We start from the raw sequence: 21,028 nt of genomic DNA on the forward strand, positions 1-21,028 counted from the left end.
TGTGGCTTATTGACGCACCAGGAACTTGAGGTCGCTAGGGGCATCGATCGGCAGTTTCTGCACGGTTTTACCCAGCAGGCCGGTCTTGGGGTCGCGTTCGACGACCACGATTTGGTTGCTTTTCTGGTTGGCGATCAGCAAGAACTTGCCGCTCGGGTCCAGGCTGAACTCACGCGGGTGGTCGCCTTCCACGGTGCGGCGCTGCAGCTCCTTGAGGTGCGCGGTGGCCGGGTCGATGCTGAACACCAGCATCTGGTTGGCGGTGCCACGGTTGCTCACGTAGAGGAATTTGCCATCGCTTGAAGCATGCAGTGCGGCGCCGGCCTTGTCGGACACCGGTTGCCCGCCAGCGAACTCCACCAGTTGGGTTTGGCTGAGCTTGCCGTCGTTGTAATCAAACACCGCGACCTGGGCGCTCATCTCGGTGGTCAGCCAGGCATGCTTGCCGTCCGCGCTGAACAACAAGTGACGCGGGCCGCTGCCGGGCGGCAGCTGCACCGAGGCCGGGTTGGCCGGGGTCAGTGGCAGCTCGTGGTTGGCCTTGGGGTCGTAGTGGTAGGCAAAAATCTTGTCGGCCCCAAGGTCCTGAACAAACACGTACTTGCCGTCCGGCGATGACACCACCGAATGCACATGGTTGGATGCCTGGCGCTCAGGGTTCACCCGGCTGGACGGGTGCCCGCTCAATTGCACCGGCGCCGATAACTTGCCATTGGCGTCGACCGGCAGCACGGCCAGGCTGCCGCCCGGGTCTTCGAGTACCGAATAGTTGGCAACGAACAGGTAGCGTCCATCAGCCGCCAGGCTGGAATGGGTCGGCTCATTGCCCAGGCTCTGCACTTGGTTGATCAGGCTGAGCTGGTGACTCTGCGGGTCAATGCTGTAGCTGCTGACGCGGCCGACCGAGTCTTTCTGGCCTGGGCCGTTTTCGTTGACCACAAACAGATGCTTCTGGTCTTTGGAGATCGTCAGCCACGACGGGTTGGCCGCCTTGGCCGCCAACTCAGGTTTACCGGTGAACTGGCCGGTACGGCTGTCAAATTGCAGGCGGTAAATACCTTCGCTGGTGCCGGCGGTGTAACTGCCCACCAGCAATTCGTAGGTGTCAGCCGGCGCAGCTTGCACCGACATCGCACCGACACTGCCCGCCATCAGCAGAGGCCAGAATTTACGCATCATCATCCGCTTCGTCCTCGTCGTTATTGTTGCCGGTGACGCCGCTCATGCAGACCAGGCGATGCTCGCCCGACTCACCGGTAAGGGTCCAGCTTTGCAGGGTTTGATCAAAGACCGCAGCGTTGATTTGCTCCAGGCTGAAACTCCAGCGTTTCTCGGCACGACCGTCCATGCAGACGATTAGCAACTTCTGGTCATCCAGGCTGAAGTCGAAGGTGTGCAGCCCATCGATTTCGACCATCTGGCAGTCTTTAAACGCGTCGAGCAAGGTAGCGGTGTCGGCAGTCATAACTAACAGTCATCAAAAGGAAAGACCTCATGATAGGTCAAATTGTTGCATCGACCTAAGACCACGCCATGCAAAACGCCGTAGCACAGACCACGGCGTTTTGGCGACAACGATGAATCAGTGCGCAAACAACGAATTGCCCTTCTGCCCCGCCAGCTTTTCCGGCTTGATCAGGAATCGTGCCAGCGCCGGCAACAGCCACAATGCGCCGAACATGTTCCACAGCAACATGAAGGTCAGCATCAGGCCCATGTCGGCCTGGAACTTGATGGCCGAGAAGATCCAGGTGCACACGCCGATGGCCAGGCACAGCCCGGTAAACAACACGGCCTTACCGGTGGATTTGAGCGTCTGGTAGTACGCCTCTTGCAACGGCAAGCCGGCGCGCAGAAAGCTTTCCAGGCGACTGTAGATGTAGATGCCGTAGTCCACGCCAATCCCCACGCCCAATGCCACCACCGGCAAGGTCGCGACTTTGACGCCGATGCCCATGAACGCCATGAGCGCATTGCCCAATACCGACGTCAGTACCAGCGGCAGCACGATACACAGGGTCGCCGCCCAGGAGCGGAAGGTGATCATGCACATGGTCGCCACGCACAGGTACACCAAGATCAAGATGATCAGTTCCGACTCTTTAATCACCTCGTTGGTCGCGGCTTCAATCCCGGCGTTACCGGCGGCGAGGATAAACTCCAGGCCATCCTTGTTGTTGTCCTTGGCGAAGTCCTGCACCGCATGCACCGCGCGGTCGAGGGTTTCGGCCTTGTGGTCGTTGAGGAACACCAGCACCGGCGCCAGCGAGCAATTGTTGTTGTACAGGCCGTCGGCGCGGGCGATGGAGTTGTTCAGCACGTCGGGGTTGCGCGACAGGGTTTCCCATTTCAGGTTGCCCTCGTTCATACCCTTGATCATCTGCTTGGACACGGTCACCAAGGAGATCGCCGACTGCACGCCTTCGGTGTTCTGCATCTTCCACATCAACTGGTCGATGGGCGCCATGGCTTCGTAGCGCGAGCAGCCTTCGGCACGCGTCTTGACCATCACCACCAGCACGTCGGAACTGGTGGAGTAGTTGCTGATGATGAAGTTGTTGTCTTTGTTGTAGCGCGAGTCCGGGCGAAGTTCCGGCGCGCCTTGGTCGAGGTCGCCGATTTTCAGGTTCTGGCTGTACCAGAGGCCGCCACCGAAGGCGATCAGGGCCAACAGAATCGAGACCGGCGCGACTTTGGGGCTGGCAAATTTTGACAGCAGGCGCCAGAACGGATGTTCGCGGTGCGCGTCCTTCTTGCTTTTGGCAATGGCGCGCGTGCTGATGCCGACATAGGAAATCGCCACCGGCAGCAGAATCAGGTTGGTGAACACGATCACCGCCACGCCGATGGAGGCGCCGATGGCCAACTCGCGGATCACGCCGATGTCGATGATCAACAGCGTGATGAAGCCCACCGCGTCAGCGAGGATCGCGATCATGCCGGGCAGGAACAGTTGCCGGAACGTGCGTCGCGCCGCCGTCAGCGCGTTGTCCGCTTCACTCGATTGCAGGGCAATGCCGTTGATCTTCTGCACGCCGTGGGAAATACCGATGGCGAAGATCAGGAACGGCACCAGCATCGAATACGGATCGAGCCCGAAGCCGAAGAAGTGCATCAACCCGAGTTGCCAGACCACCGCCACCAGCGTCGTGCTCAACACCGCGACGGTGCTGCGCAGGCAGTTGGTGAACCACAACAGCAGAATCAGGGTGATGATGAAGGCGATGCCGAAGAACAGCACCACCATCACCAGGCCGTCGATCAGGTCACCGACCTTCTTGGCAAACCCGACGATGTGGACCTTGATATTGGGGTTCTGCGCTTCGAATTTGTCGCGGATCTTGTCTTCGAGTTCATGGGAGAACGTGCGGTAGTCCAGGGCCAGCAACTTGCCCTGGTCTTGTGGGTCCGGGTAGGACTCCAGCAGCGGAATGTCGACGATGCTCGACTTGAAATCGTTGGCAACCAGGCGCCCAACCTGGCCGGACTTGAGCACGTTGTTGCGCAGTTGGTCGAGACTTGCCGGCGAGCCGTTGTAGCTCTGCGGGATCACTTCGCCGCCGGCAAAGCCTTCTTCGGTCACCTCTGTCCAGCGTACGCTGGGGCTCCACAGTGACTTAAGGCCCGAGCGGTCGACGCCGGAGATGTAGAACACCTCGTCGTTGATCTGGCGCAGGGTCTCCATGTATTCCTTCGTGAAGATGTCACCGTCCTTGGCCTCCACCGAGATGCGTACCGTGTTGCCCAGGTTGGCCAAGTCGTTGCGGTGCTCCATCATCTTTTCGATGAAGGGGTGCTTGAGCGGGATCATCTTTTCAAAGCTGGTGGACGGGCGAATCAACGTCGCCTGCCAGAACAGGAAAATACTCACCAGCAGGCAGATGACGATGACTGCCGGGCGGTTATTAAAGATCAGGCGCTCAAGAAAGGTCGCTTTATCGTTGTGATGACTGCTCATTCTTTCCCCGCCCTTATTATTGTTTTACGCGTTCAGCGCCGCTGGCCGTGGCGACGCGAACGCCACCCTGCCCGACCAGAATCAAGTTGCCGTTGCCTGCCGCCGTGACCGCCGAGAGTGAAATGCGGTCCGGGCGATTGAATACGCTGAAGGTCTGCCCGTCGTCGTGGCTGACCACCACGCTGCCACCGTTGCCGACCACCACCAGCGAGCCGTCATCGAGCAAGGTCGCTCCCGACAAGCCGAACTCCAGGGCGCCGCGCGTCGCGTTCAGTTCGACTTGCTCCCAGGTGCTGCCGAAATCCGTGGAGCGGTAAAGATTGCCGCGCAGGCCATAGGCCAACAGGGTTTGTGCTTGAGCGGTGCCGATCACGCCAAACAACGAGCCCTCATACGGGCCTTCGAGTTTTTCCCAGGTCTGGCCATCGTCACTGGAGCGGAACATGCTGCCTTGCTCGCCGACGATAAACAGGCCGGCATCCTTGATGTAGGCGATGGCGTTGAGGTGAAACTGGTCTTCGTTGTCGAGGCGCTCGCTGACGTCGTCCCAGGTTTTGCCGCCATCGGTGGTTTCGATCAACGCACCGTAGGCGCCCACGGCCAGGCCGTGGTTGGCGTCCTTGAACCAAATGTCGAGCAACGGCGCTTCGCGCTTGAGGTCCTGGTATTGCTGGGTCCAGGTGGCGCCGCCGTCGGCGCTTGCGAGAATTTGCGCATCATGGCCGACGGCCCAGCCTTGTTTAGCGTCGACAAAAAATACCGCTGTGAGCAGTTGCCGGGTCGGCACCTTGGCTTGGGTCCAGGTGCTGCCCTGGTCATCGGAATAGAGGATGTGCCCGCGATCACCAACGGCCACCAGACGAGAGCCCGCGTGGACCACATCGATCATCAGGCCTTTGGCGGCTTTGGGGGATTCAATCGCAAATGCCGGCGCTGCGCCGGTATCGCCGGCTGCCAGCACGGGTGTCGACAACACCCCCAGCAGCGAGAGCGCTGTGGCCAACATCGCAACCCTGCGTGCGGCGCGTGGGCGGCAAACAACCCAACCCATGACAGGCTCACTCATAGACCTTTCTCCCGATTTATTATTGTTAGGTCGTCTCGCCTTCCTGGGCTCTGAAACCTGCAATCTAGAGCGCCTGGAGCAAGCAGGATCCATCCTATCGGGGTTTCGAATCGTCTGACAATCGGCGCTACGTTATCTTTTGTTAACTAGCGGCTTTTGGCCATGGGCTGAATATGACTGCATTACCGCGCTTGATGATGCTCATTCCCACGCTCCTGCGTGGGAATGCATCCCGTGACGCTCTGCGTCACCCGCAGGACGCAAAGCGTCCCCGGCGGCATTACCACGCAGAGCGTGGGAACGATCGAGATCGACCGCAATGAATTTTTATTCCATATCTTGAAATATGCGAATTTTTATTCCATTAATACCCCTCTTGAAAACAATAATTCAAAGGAACACCGCTATGCGTGAACTCGGAATCGGCCTGATCGGCACGGGCTTCATGGGGCGCGCCCACGCCCTGGCGTTCAACAATGCCCGCGCGGTCTTCGAACTGCCGGTACACCTCAAGCTGGCCGCGCTGGCCGATGCCGACACCGAACGCGCCCAACGCTGTGCCGCGGCCTGGGGGTTTGCCCAGGCCCATGGCGACTGGCAGGCGTTGATCAACGACCCCAAGGTCGACGTGGTGGCCATCACTACGCCCAACCACTTGCACTACCCCATGGCCATGGCAGCGATAGCGGCGGGCAAAGCGGTGTATTGCGAGAAGCCGCTGGCCGTCAGCCTGGAGCAGGCCGACGCCATGCGCCGCGCCGCCAGTGCGGCTGGGGTCGTCACACGGGTCGGCTACAACTATCAGCACAACCCGATGATCAGCCTGGCGCGGCAGATGATCGCCAATGGCGAGCTGGGCGAAATCATCAGTTTCCAGGGTGAGTTCAGCGAAGACTTCATGGCCGACGCGGCCTCGCCTTGGTCGTGGCGCTGCGAAGTGGAGCATGCCGGGGGCGCCCTGGCCGATTTGGGCAGCCACTTGCTGTCAATGGCGCGCTATTTAGTCGGCGATGTGCACAGCGTGTGCGCCGACACCCAGACCGTCCACGCCCAGCGCCCGGCCGTCAAAGGCAGCAGCGACCTGAAACCCATCGCAGTGGATGACCAAGTGCATGCCCTGCTGCGATTCGCCAATGGCGCGCGCGGCACGGTGAGCAGCAGTTGGCTCAAGCACGGCTACAAAAACCACCTGAGTTTTGAGATCAGCGGCACTCAAGGCACGCTGGCGTTTGACCAGGAACGATTGAATGAACTACAGGTGTGCCGCGTCGGCCAGGACGGTTTCCAACGTGTGCTGGCCGGTCCCGCCCTGCCCGGCTATGCCGCGTTCAGCCCAGCCGCTGGGCATCAACTGGGTTACAACGAGTTGAAGACCCTGGAAGTGCACGAGTTGATCATGGCGCTGGCTGGGCAAGGCGCGGATGGCACTGACTTTGATGCTGCCTGGGCGGTAGAGCGGCTGGCCGCCGCCATACGCCTGGCCGCCATACAAGCGCGATGGGTCAACGTCAGCGAGCTTTAGGACGCTCGGGGTCCTCGGCTGGGTCGGCGTGCCCCCCAGGGTGTACGCCGCCAAGCATGCTCACAGGCGCTGGGTTAAGGTATTCCCAATGCCCATACGCCAGGGTAGTTAATACAAAACGCGCCAGCCCTGTTTAACCGAATGACTTTTTCGTCCCGACAGACTATTAAGTTCCGACACACTTACACTACTTATCATACCCCCGCGTAAACCTGACCTATTTAAGTCGCATATAGAAATATACCCAAACTTCTATTCCCAACAAAAAAGATTATTTTATCGCCTCTCCCAACGCGTTCTTTATTCTTTTTTGCCGAGGATTGCCATGTCGCTCACTCCCGCGAATACGACTGCACTTTTCCATGCCCATCAATACAACGCCGACAACCTGCAGACGCCAATCAAACATGACGTTCCGTCACCCGCCCATCCAAGGGATATCGCAACACAGCTCACCCGCGAAAATTTCAGAATCAAGGATCGAAACGGTGACGGCCAAATAACCATAGGCTACAAATTCTTCAACTCATCCGATCCCCAAGCGTCCTGGCTTAAAGACAGCGGGGCGTTGGCGTTCAGCGAAGCCAGGAAAAAAGCGTTCAGAAGTTCAATTCGGGCGTGGGAAGATGTGGTGAAGGTCAAGTTTGTCGAGAATGCCAAAAATGCAGACGCCTTGTTGGTCATTCATGGCAATAACGGTGTAGGCGGTTACGCCACCATGCCCAGTGACCATAGTAAAAACATGAACATCGGGATCGGCTTGGGCGACGATAACTCACCTTTGAACTCGTCAATGATTCACGAAATCGGTCATAGCCTGGGGCTTGGGCACCCGGTCGGAGAGCACCCTGAAAACAACAAGACCCATACGGCCATGTCCTACAACACCCATTGGTGGCGGCCCCGTGACGAGAATGGCGTCAGCGTGTCGGACAGCGCGTCAACCCCAATGATGCATGATATTACTGGGGGGCAGCGTCTCTACGGTGCCAACAATGAAACCCGTACGGGCAATACCACTTATGGCTTCAACTCCAACGCTGACCGCGATTACTATAGTTTGACCTCCGCCGATGAATTGACCTCCTTCTGCGTATGGGATAACGGCGGAAATGACACCTTGGACTTTTCTGGCTTCAAACAAAACCAGAAGATCAACTTGAACGCCGAACAGCTTTCGAACGTAGGCGGCAGGGAAGGTAATGTGTCTATCGCCAAGGGCGTGATTGTGGAAAATGCCATCGGTGGCGCCGGGCACGATCTACTGATCGGCAACGCTGTTCGCAATCGCATAACTGGAGGGGCCGGGGGCGACACGCTCTACGGCGGCGGCGGCGCTGATACGTTTATATACCGCAGAGTCAGCGACTCCTCTCCCAAAAGACCAGACAGACTTCAGGATTTCGTCAGTGGTGTCGATAAAATAGATATTTCCGGGGTCTTGAAAGAGTCTGGAATCTCTAAGGTAAGTATTACCGAGGCGTCTCCCGGCGAGCGCGGAACAATGGATGGTCAGAAAGGCGAGTTGATGTTGGACTATGATCCAAATGTTAGAATGCACCGGTTGATTCTGAATGTGGGTGATGGCTTCCACAATGTATTAATGATCCTTAGCAAGACCCCCATAAAACCAGACGATATATTGACAACCGCCCGCTCACGCCCTCAATTACACCGCCCACGCCAAAGCAGGGCTGAAACCGTATAAAACCTTTAACGATGATGCCGTCTGCGCGCGTCCTACAACAACTCGCATTTGCTCACGAAACTTACCCCGAGAGAGGAGAAAATCAACGTGAGCAACATGAGTAAAAACACACCCATAACGCTTAACCACGTCAATACATAGGCGTGAAATCCCAGTAAGGCGGCGATCTCTAAACGCCACGGCGGGAGCGCCGCACCGTCGCTCCCGCACATTTAAGTCTCAGATAACGAAGCGCGCGACCATCCCATTCAAATCCACCGCCAGGCGCGACAGCTCATGGCTGGCTGCGCTGGTCTGGTTGGCACCGGCTGCCGACTGGGTCGCCAGGTCGCGGATGTTGACCAGATTGCGGTCCACCTCACGGGAAACCTGGGCCTGCTCTTCCGACGCACTGGCGATCACCAGGTTGCGCTCGTTGATCAGGCTGATGGACTGGGTGATCTGCTCCAGCGCCACACCGGCGGCGCGGGCCATTTCCAGGGTGCTGTGGGTGCGCTGGTTGCTCTGCTGCATCGACTGCACTGCTTCACCGGTGCCGGTCTGAATGCCGGCGACCATTTTCTCGATTTCCTGGGTCGACTGCGCAGTGCGGTGGGCCAAAGCCCGCACTTCATCGGCTACCACCGCAAAGCCACGCCCGGCTTCACCGGCGCGGGCCGCTTCAATCGCCGCGTTGAGCGCCAACAGGTTGGTCTGTTCAGCAATCGCGCGGATCACGTCGAGTACCTTGCCAATGTCACGGCCTTGAGTGGCCAGGCCTTCAATCATCACCGAGGTGTTTTGCACGTCCTGGGTCATGGTCTGGATCGCGCCGACGGTTTCCACCACGCGGTCGCGGCCTTCACGTGCCGCTTGGTTGGACTGGCTGGAGGCTTCGGAGGTGGACACCGCGTTGCGCGCCACCTCTTCCACTGCAGCGGTCATTTCGTTGACGGCTGTGGCGGCCTGGTCGATTTCGTTGTTCTGTTGTTGCAGGCCTTTGGAGGCCTCTTCAGTGACAACGCTCAACTCATGCGCAGCAGACGCCAACTGCGTGGCCGAACCGGCAATGTGCTGGATGGTCTGGCGCAGGTTGATTTGCATCGCCGACAAGGCGCCGAGCAGGCGCGCCGGCTCATCCTTGCCATCGTCTTCGATGAGCTTGGTGAGGTTGCCGCCGGCGATGGTTTCGGCCGCTTCCACGGCTTTGAGCAGCGGCGTAACGATGCTGCGAGTCAGCAGCCAGGCCAGCAATACCGTCATCAGTGCCGCAACCACTGACACGATGATGATCCCGGTGACAGCTTGCTGATAGCTGCTTTCAGCATCCAGAGCCGCCTGGTCAGCGTCGGCGCCGTTGATGGCGATCAGCTTGTTCAACTGCTCGCCCATCCGGTCGGTGCCGTCCTTGATGCGCGTATTGATCAAGGTGCGCATCTCTTCAACTTTGTTCTGCTGGGACAGCGACATCATCTCGGCCTGGGCGGCTAAGTAACTGTCGAGGGTCGCGACGAAGGTTTTGTACAGCGCCGCCTCTTCCGCACCTGCCGGCATGACGGCATAAGCACTCTGGGCCTGCTTGACCTTATCGACCAATACGGCCACGCGGGTCTTGGCTTCTTCCAGGGCCGCCGGCTCGCGGTTGATCAGGATGCGAAAAGACAGGATGCGCAGGCGCAGGACGTTCTCGGTCAAGTTGCCGAGATACTTCACACTGGGTAATTGATTGGTCCCCATGTCCAGCGAAGACTGGCGAATCTGCGTCATGCGGTTGACGGCAAATACACCAAGGATCACGACGAGCAACGCAATGAACGCAAAGCCGAGAAACGCGCGAGGGGCAATATTCAGATGACGGAGGGACATAGGGCTGCTCTCGAGAAGTAGTGTTGGCGTGCATCCCTGCCGCGACACGATCAGCCGGCGTCAACGCGCAGCTCTGATCTTTGGGCACCACTGTTGTAATAGTTGGGTGGGCTTAACGAGGGTATCGGCAGGCGAGTGGATTTTATGCAGGATGTTTCGAAATATTTTTACACACTTCTGGCAGCTGGAACTTTCTGGCATCCTGCGCGCCCCTTTCCTTCTCGGGCCTGTATTTTGTCTGAAGCTCAAACCCCTCGCCCCCGCTATAAATCCGACCTGATCTACGGCCTGGAAGACCGCCCGCACTTCACCGCGGCGATTTTTGCCGCGTTGCAACACGTGCTCGCCAGTTTCGTCGGCATCATCACCCCCACGTTGATCGTCGGCGGCGTATTGGGCCTTGAAAGCGAAGTGCCCTATCTGGTGAGCATGGCGTTGTTCGTGTCGGGCCTGGGCACTTTCGTGCAGGCGCGCACCTTTGGCCCGATCGGTTCCGGCCTGCTGTGCCTGCAGGGCACCAGCTTTTCGTTTATCAGCGTGATCCTCAGCGCCGGCTTTATGGTCAAGGCTCGGGGCGGTGGCACCGATGAGATTCTTTCGACGATTTTCGGCATCTGCTTCTTCGCGGCGTTTATCGAAGTGGTGCTCAGCCAGTTCATCGGCAAATTGCGCAAACTGATCACACCCGTGGTGACCGGTACCATCATCACGTTGATGGGCTTGTCGTTGATCAAAGTGGCGGTCACCGACATGGCCGGCGGCTTTGGTTCAAGCGAGCTGGGCGCGGCGAGCAACATGGGCCTGGCGGCGCTGGTGCTGCTGACCATCGTGGTGCTCAACCGCTTCAACAACCCGTTCCTGCGTTTGGGTTCGATTGTGATCGGCCTGACCCTGGGGTTTGTGGTGGCCTGGTGGATGGGCCGCGTCGACCTGGCCGCATTGCCTCAAGTGCCGTTGATCAGCGTGCCGGTGCCGTTCAAATACGGTTTCTCGTTCGACTGGGTGGCATTTATCCCGGTGGCGGTGATCTTCCTGATTTCACCGTTGGAAGCCGCCGGTGACTTGACCGCCAACTCGATGATTTCCCAACAGCCAGTCAAAGGCCCGCTGTATATCAAGCGCATCAAGTCGGGCCTGTTGGCCGATGGCCTCAACTCGGCGATGGCGGCGACGTTCAACAGCCTGCCGATGGTGACTTTCGCCCAGAACAATGGGGTGATCCAGTTGACCGGCGTGGCCAGCCGTTATGTGGCGTACTTTATCGCCGGCCTGCTGGTGCTGCTGGGGCTGTTCCCGATGATCGGCGCGGTGCTGCAACTGATGCCCAAGCCGGTGCTCGGCGGCGCCACGTTGATCATGTTCGGCACCGTGGCGGTGGCCGGGATCAAGATCCTCGCCGAAGCCGGGCTGCACCGGCGCAATGTGCTGATCGTGGCGATCTCGCTAGGCATGGGCCTGGGCGTGGCCGCCGTGCCGGAAGTGTTGCGTGACCTGCCCAAGGCGCTGCACAACATCTTCGAATCGCCGATCACCGTGGGCGCATTCTGTGCAATCCTGCTGAACATTTTCCTGCCGGAAGAGTTCATAGAGCTGCAAGAAGATGAATTTGATCCGGAGTCCTCTACCCTCAAGGTCATGCAGGATCCGGACGTCACGAAATAGGAGCACCTTTATATGCGCAAGCTCATGGTTCTATCGTTACTGCTGCTGACCTTGAGCGCCTGCGCGCTGTTCCCCAACCGCGACCCGGTGAATATCACCGTGGTGGGCATCGAGCCCCTGCAAAGCCAGGACTTGGAAGTGCGCTTCGCCGTGAAGCTGCGGGTGCAAAACCCCAATGAAACGGCGATTGACTACAGCGGCGTAGCCCTGGACCTGGACGTCAATGGCCGGCCATTGGCGTCTGGGGTGAGTGATCAAACCGGAAGCATCCCACGCTTTTCCGAGACAGTGCTGACAGTGCCGGTCAGCGTTTCAGCGTTTTCTGTATTGCGCCAGACCCTGGGCCTGAGCCAGACCCAAAGCTTGAACAAGCTGCCTTACGTACTGCGCGGCAAACTCGCGGGTGGCCTGTTCGGAACCCAGCGTTTTGTCGATCGCGGTACGTTGAACCTGCCGAACACGGCCACCTGGTAAACGCCATGCAACCGACTTTGTTCACCGAAAGACTGATCCTGCGCCCGCTGACCCTGGACGATGTCGAGGCCGTCCAGCAGCAATTCGCGCATTGGGAAGTGGTGCGCTACCTCAGCGACGAGGTGCCTTGGCCCTTCCCAGCCGATGGCGCTCGCAGCTTCCTGGAACAGGTCGCCTTGCCGGCCATGGCCCGAGGCGAACATTGGCATTGGTCGATCCGGCTCAAAAGTGCGCCAGAACAGTTGATCGGCAATATCTGCCTGATGGATGAGCAGGACGATAACCGGGGCTTCTGGCTGGGCCCGCAATGGCAAGGCCAAGGCTTGATGACCGAAGCCAGCGCGGCGGTGACCGAGTATTGGTTTGCTGTACTCAAGCGCCCGCTGATGCGTGTGCCCAAAGCCGCACCCAACCAAGGGTCACGGCGGATATCGGAACGCGCCGGGATGCGCTTGATCAGGACGCAGACAGGCCAATTTGTCGCAGGCAGCTTCCCGCGGGACATTTGGGAGATGACCCGCGAGGAGTGGCTGGAACTCAAATCAGCCAAACAATGAAGATCTAATGGGGGAGCGGGCTTGCTCGCGAAGGCGGTGGGTCAGTCCGCTCATTTGCAACTGAAACACCGCCTTCGCGAGCAAGCCCGCTCCCACATTGGGATCTCATTACATCAGCTAAATAGGGTGGTGTGGTGCTCTGCTTTTGCTTCTACCACTCAGGTCGGCTACTAGGCCGCCGTGCTGTAGATTTTGATTTTGATCTTGATCTGACAGGCCCCGTTAACCACGCTGGCCGCACGCAGGCTTGAATCCGTGGGTAACCCGGCAGGACGCCGGGTTAGCCGCGCTGGGCCAAGGATGGCCCATCGCGGCGGCCCACGGATTCAAGCCTGCGTGCGGGCATGCCGAGCCTAAGCGAGGCACCGAGTGGTGGGGCAAAGCGTTTTTTGGTTACTTTTTTAGGCGTTTGTAAAAAAGTGACTCGCTGTAAGAGCGAAACCCTAAGCCGCCGTTACCGCAGCAACGGATATGTACCCAATCTACCTAAAGAAGCGCCCCCAAAGACCGCTATCGCCGGCAAGCTTTAGTCAGTGATAGTGCGCACCCCCGGCTTGGCGCGCTCATCCACCACCAGCTCGAAAATATCCGGCCGCGCATAGTGCCCCACCACGTCATAGTCATAACGTGCGCGTACCAAATCATCGGTATTGATCTGCGCGGTCAGCAGCCCCGCCTCCCCCAGCAGCGGCCCAGCGAGAATGTCGCCCATCGGCCCGATAATCACACTGCCGCCAGCGATCAACGGCCGGTCTGACGGCCAGTTGGCAATCTCCACGCCCAACGCCTCAGGCGATGCCTGCACCTGGCAAGCGCTTACCACGAAACAACGGCCTTCATGGGCAACATGGCGCATGCTCACCTGCCACATCTCGCGCTCATCCACCGTGGGTGCGCACCACACCTCCACGCCTTTGGCGTACATCGCGGTGCGCAGCAAAGGCATCATGTTTTCCCAGCACACCGCGCCGCCGAGGCGGCCTACCGCTGCGTCGATCACCGGCAAGGTCGAGCCATCGCCCTTGCCCCAAATCAGCCGCTCGGTGCCGGTAGGCATCAACTTGCGGTGCTTGGCCACCAGGCCGCCCGACGGCTCGACATACAGCACGGTGCAATACAGCGTGCTGCCACTGCGCTCGATCACACCCAGTACCAGGCTGGCGCCGGTGCGTGCCGACAACCCGGCCAGCGCCTCAGTCTCCACGCCTGGCACGTCGATGGCATTGGCAAAGTAGCGCGCAAACGCTTCGCGACCTTCGGGCAGGCGATAACCCAACTGCGTGCCGAAACCCTCACCCTTGGGGTAGCCGCCCAGCAAGGCCTCGGGCATCACCACCAGTTGCGCACCGCTGCGCAGGATCTGGTCCTCATAGGCGAGGATTTGCGCCAGGGTCTGAGCTTTGCCGCCGGGCAACGAACCGATTTGCAAAGCGGCCACGGTAGAAATGGGCATCACGATCACTCCAAATGTTAGGGGTTGCCCATTCTCCGGCCAGCCTCGATCATGAATAAAGCCCACCTCAGTGCTAAATGATATGAGCCAAATGAATATCGCCCAGGTTGATTTGAACCTGCTGAAAACCTTCGAAGCCTTGCACGATGAGTCCAGCGCCAGCCGCGCGGCATTGCGCCTGGGCGTCACCCAGTCGGCGGTCAGCGCAGGCCTGAGGCGTTTACGCGAACTGTATGGCGATCAATTGTTTGTACGCACTGGTCGCGGTTTGGCGCCCACCTTGCGCGCCAACCAGCTGAAACCGGTGATCAGCGAAGCGCTGGACCGCTGCCGACAGAGTCTGGCGATGATCAATCCGGATAACCCCGACTACCAGGGCCGGTCAGTGGTACTGGGCTTGTCCGATGATTTCGAGATTGCCCATGGCCGCCAACTGATGCAGGAAATTGCCCTGCGCGCGCCCAAACTGCGGGTGATCTTCCGGCAAACCCACAGCCAGATCGTCGCGGGCGCCCTGCTCGACCGCAGCCTGGACTTGGCGATCACCGCCGGCGGCTTTGCCGAGCGCCGGCTGAGCCGGCACGTGTTGGGGGAAGGCGATTACCGCTGCCTGGTCGACCCGCACAGCATGGCGCCAGGCCAGCTCGGCATCAGCCTGGAAGCGTTTGTTGCACGCGAACATGTGTTGGTGTCGTCGGGCGGGTTTATCGGGATTACCGATTAAGGGCTGGCGGCCCAAGGGTTGAGCCGTCAGGTGTGCGCGTCACCAGCCACTTTGCCGCACTGCCGTTCCTGCTCAAGGGCAGCAACGCGGTAGCGACGATTCCCGGGCATGCCGCCGAGGCCATTGCGCAGCTCAGCGGCTTGCGCGTGCTGCCCTGCCCGCTGGCGCTGCCGCGCTACCCGGTGGAACTGGGCTGGCGTACCCAGGCCCAGCGCGATCCGCTGCTGCTGAAAGTCCGCGAGGCGGTGGTGGCGTGCTTTACTTAGCCGCAGCCATCAGCTTGTTGACTTCGCTGCGCACCATGTTGGAAAACTCCGGCGGCGACATGCCATCAAGCTCGGCGCGCACCCACTCGGCCCACTTGCCTTTACGCTTGGCGCGCTCGCCAAACAACCGCGCCGCTTCGCCCTTGGCCTTGCCCAGGTTGGTCTGCCACAGGTCGTAGAGGCGGGACTTTTCATCTTCCAGCTCGGCGCGTTCGGCGAGGGTTTTGTTGGCCAGATTGAAGCTCATGTTGAATTACCTGCTGCACAAATAGGCGACATCTTACACTGTAGGTTGAAACTTCCTGATTCGGATTTTACTCAGCGCCACGCCGCCAGCAAAAAAACTGCAACTTTTGGCGCGGCCCGACACTCCATTGTTCACTGTCACATTCACTCGCAAGGAGTCACACAATGGCCCGCAAAACTGCCGCCCAAACTGCCCAAGCTGTTGAAGATCAAATCAAGGATCAAGCGTTCAGTGAACTGACGGCGTTGATCGAAGAATCGGACAAGCTGCTCAAAAGCAGCGCCGCCCTGATAGGCGAGGAAGGCGAAACCTTGCGCGAGCAGGTCGCTATCAAGCTCAAGCAAGCGCTGGACTCGGTGTCCAACGTGCGCGAGCGCAGCAAGCCGGTGGTGGATGCCACCGAGACCTACATCGGTGGCCACCCATGGCAGACCGTGGCCATTTCCGCAGGCTTTGGCCTGGTGGTGGGTCTGTTGCTCGGTCGTCGCAACTAAGCGACTGGGGCTGCTGCCTGCGGCAGCAGCCCGGTTCAACCTTCGGCCAATTCCTGTAGCTGCTGCAGATCCTTCGCTTCAATTTCAACCCCAGCCTCCTGCGACTTCGCCCGTGTGCGATGGCGCCGATCCCCCGGCAACCGCCGCAACCCCGCTGCATGCATCTGCCGCACCAGTTCCTGGCTGCGCTCGGCAAAGCTTTGCCCGGCGGTTTTGCTCGGGTCGATCAGGATCAATAACTGCCCGGTCCAGGGCGTGCGTGCTCCCGGGTGATCCGACCAATCGAACTCAAACGAGAAGTTGCCACCGGTCAACGCCGCCGCCAGCAGCTCGACCATCATCGACAGTGCCGAGCCCTTGTGCCCGCCGAACGGCAACAATGCACCGCCTTCAAGGATGGCTTTAGGGTCCTGGGTCGGCTGGCCAAGGCTGTCGACGCCCATGCCCGGCGGCAGGCGCTCGCCGTTGCGCGCGGCGATCTGCACGTCGCCATGGGCAATGGCGCTGGTGGCCAGGTCAAACACGATGGGCGCGCCGTCTGCCCGTGGTGCGGCAAAGGCGATGGGGTTGGTGCCGAACAGCGGGCGATCGGCGCCATGGGGCACCACACAGGTCATGCTGTTGACCACGCTCAGCGCCACCAGGCCTTCTTCGGCGAAGGGTTCGACATCCGGCCACAACGCGGCAAAGTGATGGGAATTGTGAATAGCCAGCAATGCAATACCCGCACTGCGAGCCTTGGCCACCAGCAACGCACGGGCCGCCGCCAGCGCAGGTTGGGCGAAGCCATTGCAGGCGTCTACCCGTACGAAGCCGGACGCCACATCGGTGACCACCGGCACGGCCTTGCCGTCGACCCAGCCGCTGGCCAGGGTGCTGAGGTAACCGGGGATGCGGAAGATGCCATGGCTATGCGCGCCATCGCGTTCGGCGCTGGCGCAGTTGTGCGCCAGGATGGCGGCCACCTCGTGCGATGTGCCGTGCGTGACGAAGACCTGTTGTAGCAATACCACCAACTCAGTGAAGCCGATAGAGGTTGACGCCGTGGCAACTGTCGGAGACTGCGCAGACATTTGAAGCTCCGTTTTTATGATTGGAAGGGGGCAACGAATGGACATTCAGGCCGTTGATTAAACACCACGCACCGCGCCTGATGTCAACTTACGCACGGCCTCATCAGAATCCGCAAAGAGGCTTCGCCTTTACTGTTCGCGATGACAATAAGCGCAGGCTGTTTTTGGTCACTCGGTTCTTTCAACCGGACCTGGATAAATACTAGAACCATCAGCAAGGGGGTTTGGAAAGACGTTGGTGGCGGCACTGAAACCAGTTCGGTTAAACAAAAAATCCTCAGTACCACCGGCGCCAAGCACCTAAAAGCTGCCCGACAGGTATTCATGAGCGACGCCGACACGCGCATGGACACCCTCTTGGCCAACGCCGATTCGGCGACCTGCTTGATTACTCACCTGGGCCGCGTATTGGATCCGGGGGCTTGAGCAGCCCCCAGAGGCACCGTCAGTCTTTCTGGTCGCGCAGGATGTTGCCGGAAGCGCCGTCGATACGTGCTTCATACACGGTGCCATCGGACTTGCGGCCTTTGACTTCCCAATAGCCGTTGTCGTCCGCTTCGGCCGCGTAAACCTCGACGTATCCAGCCTTGGTCTTGGCCACTTCGATGGCCTTTTCGATGGTAATCCAGCCCGCGCCCGGCTTATCAGCCATCGCTGCACCGGCACTGAGCAGGGCGGTGGTTGCACACAGGGCGACTAAGGTTTTCTTCAGCATGTTCGTACTCCATTGTGGGAATGACGGACTCGTGTCCTGTAATTTCTGATATTCCCAAACGAGAATAAGTTCCAATTGATGTGCAATCGCCATGATGGCTGTTCTCGCGGTCCGCCTCAGGAGGTTAGAATGCGCGAAATCAGGATGAGTTAATGAGCGAAAAGTCCCTTTCAGAAGCCGAATATGACGCCATCACCGACGCCGCCGCGCATTGGTGCATGCGCCTGCATGCCAGTGATTGCACGGCGGGCGAACGTCAGGCTTTTGCGCAGTGGCACGATGCCGACCCGCTGCATGCCTTCGAATATGCGGCCATGTTGGAAATCTGGGACGTGGCCGATCACCTGCCGCGCAGCGAACCTGTGGCAGTGGTGGTGCAGTTCAAGCCGCGCAGCCGCTTGCGCACCTACGCAGTGGCCGCCGCAGTGTGCCTCGCCGCATTGCCGCTGGCGGCCTTTACCGGCTGGGAAGCGGGCTGGCTGCCCAGTTCCTATGAACACTTTGACGCCGCCAATGGCCTGCGCAAGGTCACCCTTGGCGATGGCAGCCAGGTCGAGCTGAACCTGGGCACTGAACTGGTCTACAGCAACTACAAAAACCAGCGCCGGGTGACCCTGAAAAAGGGCGAAGCGTTTTTCAAAGTCAGCCATGACGGCAATCACCCGTTTATCGTGCGCGCGGGCGAAGGGCAGGTTCGGGTCACCGGCACCCAGTTCAACGTCTGGAAGTATGAAGACCAGGTGCGGGTCACGTTGCTTGAAGGCTCAGTGCAGATTGCCAGCGACGCGCTGCACGCCAGCGTGCCGCTCAGCCCCGGCATGCAGGCCAGTTACCACACGGGAGATGCCGCCCCGCAGGTCGCCGTCACCCACCCCAACGACGCAGGCCTGGCATGGCGCCAGGGCAAGCTGGTGCTCGACAACCTGGCCCTGGCCGATGCGCTGCCGCTGATCAACCGCTACCTGAACAAACCGGTGATGCTGGCCGACGCCACAACCGGGACGATTCGCATCGGCGGCATTTACAACATCAATGAGGTTAATAACCTCATCCCTTCCCTGCCCAAGGTGCTGCCGGTCTACCTGACCCAGAACCAGGACGGCAACCCCGTACTCAACTCCATCCCGCGTAAAACGCCCAAAGGCTAAGCCTTTGTTGCACCCATGGGCGTGCTTGCGCCCGCAGTGTCCATTTTTGATACACCTGCCTGGCCTGAACCGCCCACCCGGTGCGGACTCATGCTTTTGTCATGGGCACTGTTACATCGCTGAGACACCCCTGCGGTGGGGCTGGGCATACCCAGCCATACGGCGGGTGTCTCAACGCTGAAACACCCTGGCCATCACTTCGCCCCGCCTTAATCACAACCCACTGAATATCAACACAAAACCAAAAGCGGCACGCGTTCTGCTCTTTCCCTTACAGCGCTGTTTAGAGTCAGCGCGAAGAATAAGGAACACTGCCGTGGACACACACAATCCAGGCTCACTGAGCCTCCTGCTGATCAGCTGTGCATTGAGTGCCAGCGTGAGCTTTCCAGTGCTCGCGGCGGGCGACGGTGTGATCGTGGTCGAACGTCAGGTCCAGCCTTATTCGATCGGCCGTGCACGCGGCGTCGACCCCTACCCCACCACCGTCAATGCCAACCCCTCTGCGCAAGTCTTCCGCGCGACCAGCAATGAGCTGAGCGACCACGACATCGCCGGTATCAGCAGTGGCTCAAGCATTACCCGCAGCATCATGCCCAATGGTGACATCACCGGTTTGAACAACATCGGCAGCGCCAACAACCTGGGTGCGGCCAGTGCAGCCGGCCACGGGGGTGGTAGCGCAATTGCGGGCACCGTCAACGGCGCGATCTCCAGCGGACTCGCCCCGTTGAACAACATCAGCGGCATGGTCGGGGGGGCAATGAAATGAATCGCTCCTGGATGCTTCTCGCAGCGTTCAGTTGCACAGCGGCGATGGCCGACAGCAGCAACAACAACGCAACTATCGACAACTCGGGCAGCCAGTACAACGGCGTGGCCTCGATCAACCAGGCCGCCGGCGACCAGCAACAGTTGAGCAATAACGTCGCCATCGCCGTGGGCCACAACGCCCAGGCCAACATCTCCGTCACCCAGAGAATCAGCGGTGCCGCCGACGACCGCGCCTTGAACGCCAAGGCCGCGATCCAGGGCAACTCTTTCAGCAATGGCAACGGTGCACTGAGCGTCAACCAGTCGGCCGGGGCCCAGAACCAGATGATCAATGCCGTGCGTATCAGCCTCAGCGCTGGCCCGCAAAGCATCGACGACAGCGTCATGTCGCAACAGAACGTTGCGCTTGCAACCGACTCAGCGTTGACCCCTACCACTGGCAGCCGCCAGGTCGTTACCAGCGACCAGGCCTTCACCGGCAGCCGTGGAGTGGTTCAGGTCAACCAGAGCGCCGGGGTGGGGAACCGAGTGGCTAACACCCTGAATGTACGACTCAACTGATGGAGCTGAGTCGCTAGATAGACCGTACCAACACTTAACCAACTAATTAGAAGCAAGGAGATACACCATGAAAACTACAATGGCTCTTAAACCACTGGCTTTCGCTCTCGCTGCGCTCATGGCTGTTGCTGCTCAAGCGGGTCAACCTCCTACCACGGCGGCGGCAACCACACTGGATGGTCAAAGCAACCACGGCAACGTGGTGATCAATGACAAAACCAAAAACAACGCCTCCGCCAATGACTCCTACAACCACATCAGCGGCGTGGCCAACGGCAACGTGCTGAGCGGCGACAACAACCAAGGTAAAAACGATGTGGCTATCGTTGCCGGCGATGCCGACTTCGTGTTTGCCACCACCGGCACCGCACAATCGAATACCGGCAACCTGGTGGTCAACAGCGGCACCAAAAACAATGCTTCGCTCAACGACAGCGGCAACCACGCTTCGGGTGTGATTCAACTGAACGCCGCCTCGGGCACCTCCAACCAAGGCAGCAACAGCGTTGCAATCGCCTCGGGCAATGGCAACAGCGGCGCCGCCGCCGTTACCGGCGTGCAAGATGTATCGGGCAACCTGACCCTCAACCTGGCCAGCGGCCACGGCTGGAACACCAAACCGGTGGTCAACAACGCCAGCGTGAACAACTCGATGAACTACAGCTCTGGGGTGTCGAACTCCAACGTTCTGTCGGGCAGCAACAACCAAGGTCAGAACAACGTAGCAATCACTCGCTTCTGATCCTGATCGGGCCTTGGCAACAAGGCCCTTTTTATTTCC

Annotated in this window: 20 protein-coding genes and 1 pseudogene; 12 read left to right on the forward strand and 9 right to left on the reverse strand. The window is 59.5% G+C overall.

Features of this window, described 5'->3' with window-relative positions:
• Positions 1 to 6: 6 nt before the first annotated feature.
• The 4 genes from K0P33_RS18100 to K0P33_RS18115 all read right to left on the reverse strand — a co-directional run bounded on the left by K0P33_RS18100 (position 7) and on the right by K0P33_RS18115 (position 5,009).
• Positions 7 to 1,182, reverse strand: coding sequence for a lactonase family protein (locus K0P33_RS18100; RefSeq protein ID WP_094953442.1), 1,176 nt, complete (start codon positions 1,180 to 1,182; stop codon positions 7 to 9).
• Entirely contained in the window at positions 1,169 to 1,465 is a 297-nt protein-coding gene (locus K0P33_RS18105; RefSeq protein WP_242150238.1) for a DUF5629 family protein, read from the reverse strand. The genes K0P33_RS18100 and K0P33_RS18105 overlap by 14 nt, the downstream gene beginning before the upstream one ends.
• 117 nt (positions 1,466 to 1,582) lie before the next feature.
• Positions 1,583 to 3,958 carry an RND family transporter gene (locus tag K0P33_RS18110; RefSeq protein WP_242150241.1) on the reverse strand — a complete coding sequence of 792 codons (2,376 nt, stop codon included), beginning with the start codon at positions 3,956 to 3,958 and terminating at the stop codon, positions 1,583 to 1,585.
• Between the two features lie 16 nt (positions 3,959 to 3,974).
• On the reverse strand, positions 3,975 to 5,009 hold the full coding sequence (locus tag K0P33_RS18115; protein ID WP_242156071.1) for a YCF48-related protein: 1,035 nt from the start codon (positions 5,007 to 5,009) through the stop codon (positions 3,975 to 3,977).
• A gap of 249 nt (positions 5,010 to 5,258) precedes the next feature.
• On the opposite strand from K0P33_RS18115, the gene K0P33_RS18120 reads away from it, so the two are divergent.
• From K0P33_RS18120 to K0P33_RS18130, 3 genes are all read left to right on the forward strand, one after another.
• Complete coding sequence (locus K0P33_RS18120; protein ID WP_242150244.1) at positions 5,259 to 5,438, forward strand: hypothetical protein; 180 nt, start codon at positions 5,259 to 5,261, stop codon at positions 5,436 to 5,438.
• Positions 5,431 to 6,546 carry a Gfo/Idh/MocA family oxidoreductase gene (locus K0P33_RS18125; RefSeq protein WP_242150246.1) on the forward strand — a complete coding sequence of 372 codons (1,116 nt, stop codon included), beginning with the start codon at positions 5,431 to 5,433 and terminating at the stop codon, positions 6,544 to 6,546. The genes K0P33_RS18120 and K0P33_RS18125 overlap by 8 nt, the downstream gene beginning before the upstream one ends.
• Positions 6,547 to 6,871: 325 nt before the next feature.
• On the forward strand, positions 6,872 to 8,254 hold the full coding sequence (locus K0P33_RS18130; protein ID WP_242150249.1) for a M10 family metallopeptidase C-terminal domain-containing protein: 1,383 nt from the start codon (positions 6,872 to 6,874) through the stop codon (positions 8,252 to 8,254).
• Positions 8,255 to 8,473: 219 nt separating this feature from the next.
• Here K0P33_RS18130 and K0P33_RS18135 read toward each other — a convergent pair whose 3' ends face one another.
• Positions 8,474 to 10,099, reverse strand: a complete 1,626-nt coding sequence (locus K0P33_RS18135; protein ID WP_094950693.1) for a methyl-accepting chemotaxis protein — start codon at positions 10,097 to 10,099, stop codon at positions 8,474 to 8,476.
• A gap of 234 nt (positions 10,100 to 10,333) precedes the next feature.
• Between K0P33_RS18135 and K0P33_RS18140 the strand changes: the two genes are divergently transcribed.
• Genes K0P33_RS18140 through K0P33_RS18150 form a run of 3 tightly spaced genes read left to right on the forward strand, consistent with a single transcriptional unit; the run spans position 10,334 to position 12,792 of the window.
• The gene (locus tag K0P33_RS18140; protein ID WP_094950692.1) at positions 10,334 to 11,761 is read left to right on the forward strand and encodes a nucleobase:cation symporter-2 family protein; all 1,428 of its coding nucleotides are present in this window, start codon (positions 10,334 to 10,336) and stop codon (positions 11,759 to 11,761) included.
• A 12-nt stretch (positions 11,762 to 11,773) separates the two neighbouring features.
• Positions 11,774 to 12,235 carry an LEA type 2 family protein gene (locus K0P33_RS18145; protein ID WP_094950691.1) on the forward strand — a complete coding sequence of 154 codons (462 nt, stop codon included), beginning with the start codon at positions 11,774 to 11,776 and terminating at the stop codon, positions 12,233 to 12,235.
• A gap of 5 nt (positions 12,236 to 12,240) precedes the next feature.
• Positions 12,241 to 12,792: a GNAT family N-acetyltransferase gene (locus tag K0P33_RS18150; RefSeq protein ID WP_242150252.1), complete on the forward strand. Its 552-nt coding sequence runs from the start codon at positions 12,241 to 12,243 to the stop codon at positions 12,790 to 12,792.
• A gap of 526 nt (positions 12,793 to 13,318) precedes the next feature.
• Here the strand turns inward: K0P33_RS18150 and K0P33_RS18155 are convergent.
• Positions 13,319 to 14,245, reverse strand: a complete 927-nt coding sequence (locus K0P33_RS18155) for a carbon-nitrogen hydrolase family protein (protein ID WP_094950689.1) — start codon at positions 14,243 to 14,245, stop codon at positions 13,319 to 13,321.
• 91 nt (positions 14,246 to 14,336) lie between these two features.
• Here K0P33_RS18155 and K0P33_RS18160 point away from each other — a divergent pair.
• Positions 14,337 to 15,235, forward strand: a pseudogene (locus K0P33_RS18160) (LysR family transcriptional regulator).
• Here K0P33_RS18160 and K0P33_RS18165 read toward each other — a convergent pair.
• On the reverse strand, positions 15,228 to 15,482 hold the full coding sequence (locus K0P33_RS18165; protein ID WP_003190904.1) for a hypothetical protein: 255 nt from the start codon (positions 15,480 to 15,482) through the stop codon (positions 15,228 to 15,230). The pseudogene K0P33_RS18160 and the gene K0P33_RS18165 sit on opposite strands and share 8 nt — an antisense overlap.
• A gap of 164 nt (positions 15,483 to 15,646) precedes the next feature.
• Here K0P33_RS18165 and K0P33_RS18170 point away from each other — a divergent pair, with 164 nt between their 5' ends.
• On the forward strand, positions 15,647 to 15,976 hold the full coding sequence (locus tag K0P33_RS18170; RefSeq protein ID WP_242150255.1) for a DUF883 domain-containing protein: 330 nt from the start codon (positions 15,647 to 15,649) through the stop codon (positions 15,974 to 15,976).
• 35 nt (positions 15,977 to 16,011) lie between these two features.
• On the opposite strand, the gene K0P33_RS18175 is transcribed toward K0P33_RS18170, so the two are convergent.
• The gene (locus K0P33_RS18175) at positions 16,012 to 17,049 is read right to left on the reverse strand and encodes an Ldh family oxidoreductase (protein ID WP_242150258.1); all 1,038 of its coding nucleotides are present in this window, start codon (positions 17,047 to 17,049) and stop codon (positions 16,012 to 16,014) included.
• 445 nt (positions 17,050 to 17,494) lie between these two features.
• On the reverse strand, positions 17,495 to 17,764 hold the full coding sequence (locus tag K0P33_RS18180) for a PepSY domain-containing protein (protein WP_094950684.1): 270 nt from the start codon (positions 17,762 to 17,764) through the stop codon (positions 17,495 to 17,497).
• Between the two features lie 152 nt (positions 17,765 to 17,916).
• Between K0P33_RS18180 and K0P33_RS18185 the strand changes: the two genes are divergently transcribed.
• From K0P33_RS18185 to K0P33_RS18200, 4 genes are all read left to right on the forward strand, one after another.
• On the forward strand, positions 17,917 to 18,912 hold the full coding sequence (locus K0P33_RS18185; protein WP_242150261.1) for a FecR family protein: 996 nt from the start codon (positions 17,917 to 17,919) through the stop codon (positions 18,910 to 18,912).
• 316 nt (positions 18,913 to 19,228) lie between these two features.
• Positions 19,229 to 19,684, forward strand: coding sequence for a hypothetical protein (locus tag K0P33_RS18190; protein ID WP_094950682.1), 456 nt, complete (start codon positions 19,229 to 19,231; stop codon positions 19,682 to 19,684).
• Positions 19,681 to 20,247, forward strand: a complete 567-nt coding sequence (locus K0P33_RS18195) for an adhesin (RefSeq protein ID WP_242150264.1) — start codon at positions 19,681 to 19,683, stop codon at positions 20,245 to 20,247. The genes K0P33_RS18190 and K0P33_RS18195 overlap by 4 nt, the downstream gene beginning before the upstream one ends.
• Before the next feature lie 67 nt (positions 20,248 to 20,314).
• Positions 20,315 to 20,989, forward strand: coding sequence for a heme utilization protein (locus tag K0P33_RS18200; RefSeq protein ID WP_094950680.1), 675 nt, complete (start codon positions 20,315 to 20,317; stop codon positions 20,987 to 20,989).
• The last annotated feature ends 39 nt before the right edge of the window (positions 20,990 to 21,028 follow it).

Origin of the sequence: Pseudomonas sp. ArH3a, assembly GCF_022648765.1 — a bacterium.
In the GTDB taxonomy this organism is placed as follows: Bacteria; Pseudomonadota; Gammaproteobacteria; order Pseudomonadales; family Pseudomonadaceae; genus Aquipseudomonas.

Coding starts and splice junctions, on each gene's coding strand:
- K0P33_RS18100 (WP_094953442.1), bottom strand. CDS start 1,182: ATGATGATGCGTAAATTCTGGCCTCTGCTGATGGCGGGCAGTGTCGGT.
- K0P33_RS18105 (WP_242150238.1), bottom strand. CDS start 1,465: ATGACTGCCGACACCGCTACCTTGCTCGACGCGTTTAAAGACTGCCAG.
- K0P33_RS18110 (WP_242150241.1), bottom strand. CDS start 3,958: ATGAGCAGTCATCACAACGATAAAGCGACCTTTCTTGAGCGCCTGATC.
- K0P33_RS18115 (WP_242156071.1), bottom strand. CDS start 5,009: ATGGGTTGGGTTGTTTGCCGCCCACGCGCCGCACGCAGGGTTGCGATG.
- K0P33_RS18125 (WP_242150246.1), top strand. CDS start 5,431: ATGCGTGAACTCGGAATCGGCCTGATCGGCACGGGCTTCATGGGGCGC.
- K0P33_RS18130 (WP_242150249.1), top strand. CDS start 6,872: ATGTCGCTCACTCCCGCGAATACGACTGCACTTTTCCATGCCCATCAA.
- K0P33_RS18135 (WP_094950693.1), bottom strand. CDS start 10,099: ATGTCCCTCCGTCATCTGAATATTGCCCCTCGCGCGTTTCTCGGCTTT.
- K0P33_RS18145 (WP_094950691.1), top strand. CDS start 11,774: ATGCGCAAGCTCATGGTTCTATCGTTACTGCTGCTGACCTTGAGCGCC.
- K0P33_RS18150 (WP_242150252.1), top strand. CDS start 12,241: ATGCAACCGACTTTGTTCACCGAAAGACTGATCCTGCGCCCGCTGACC.
- K0P33_RS18155 (WP_094950689.1), bottom strand. CDS start 14,245: ATGCCCATTTCTACCGTGGCCGCTTTGCAAATCGGTTCGTTGCCCGGC.
- K0P33_RS18165 (WP_003190904.1), bottom strand. CDS start 15,482: ATGAGCTTCAATCTGGCCAACAAAACCCTCGCCGAACGCGCCGAGCTG.
- K0P33_RS18170 (WP_242150255.1), top strand. CDS start 15,647: ATGGCCCGCAAAACTGCCGCCCAAACTGCCCAAGCTGTTGAAGATCAA.
- K0P33_RS18175 (WP_242150258.1), bottom strand. CDS start 17,049: ATGTCTGCGCAGTCTCCGACAGTTGCCACGGCGTCAACCTCTATCGGC.
- K0P33_RS18180 (WP_094950684.1), bottom strand. CDS start 17,764: ATGCTGAAGAAAACCTTAGTCGCCCTGTGTGCAACCACCGCCCTGCTC.
- K0P33_RS18185 (WP_242150261.1), top strand. CDS start 17,917: ATGAGCGAAAAGTCCCTTTCAGAAGCCGAATATGACGCCATCACCGAC.
- K0P33_RS18195 (WP_242150264.1), top strand. CDS start 19,681: ATGAATCGCTCCTGGATGCTTCTCGCAGCGTTCAGTTGCACAGCGGCG.
- K0P33_RS18200 (WP_094950680.1), top strand. CDS start 20,315: ATGAAAACTACAATGGCTCTTAAACCACTGGCTTTCGCTCTCGCTGCG.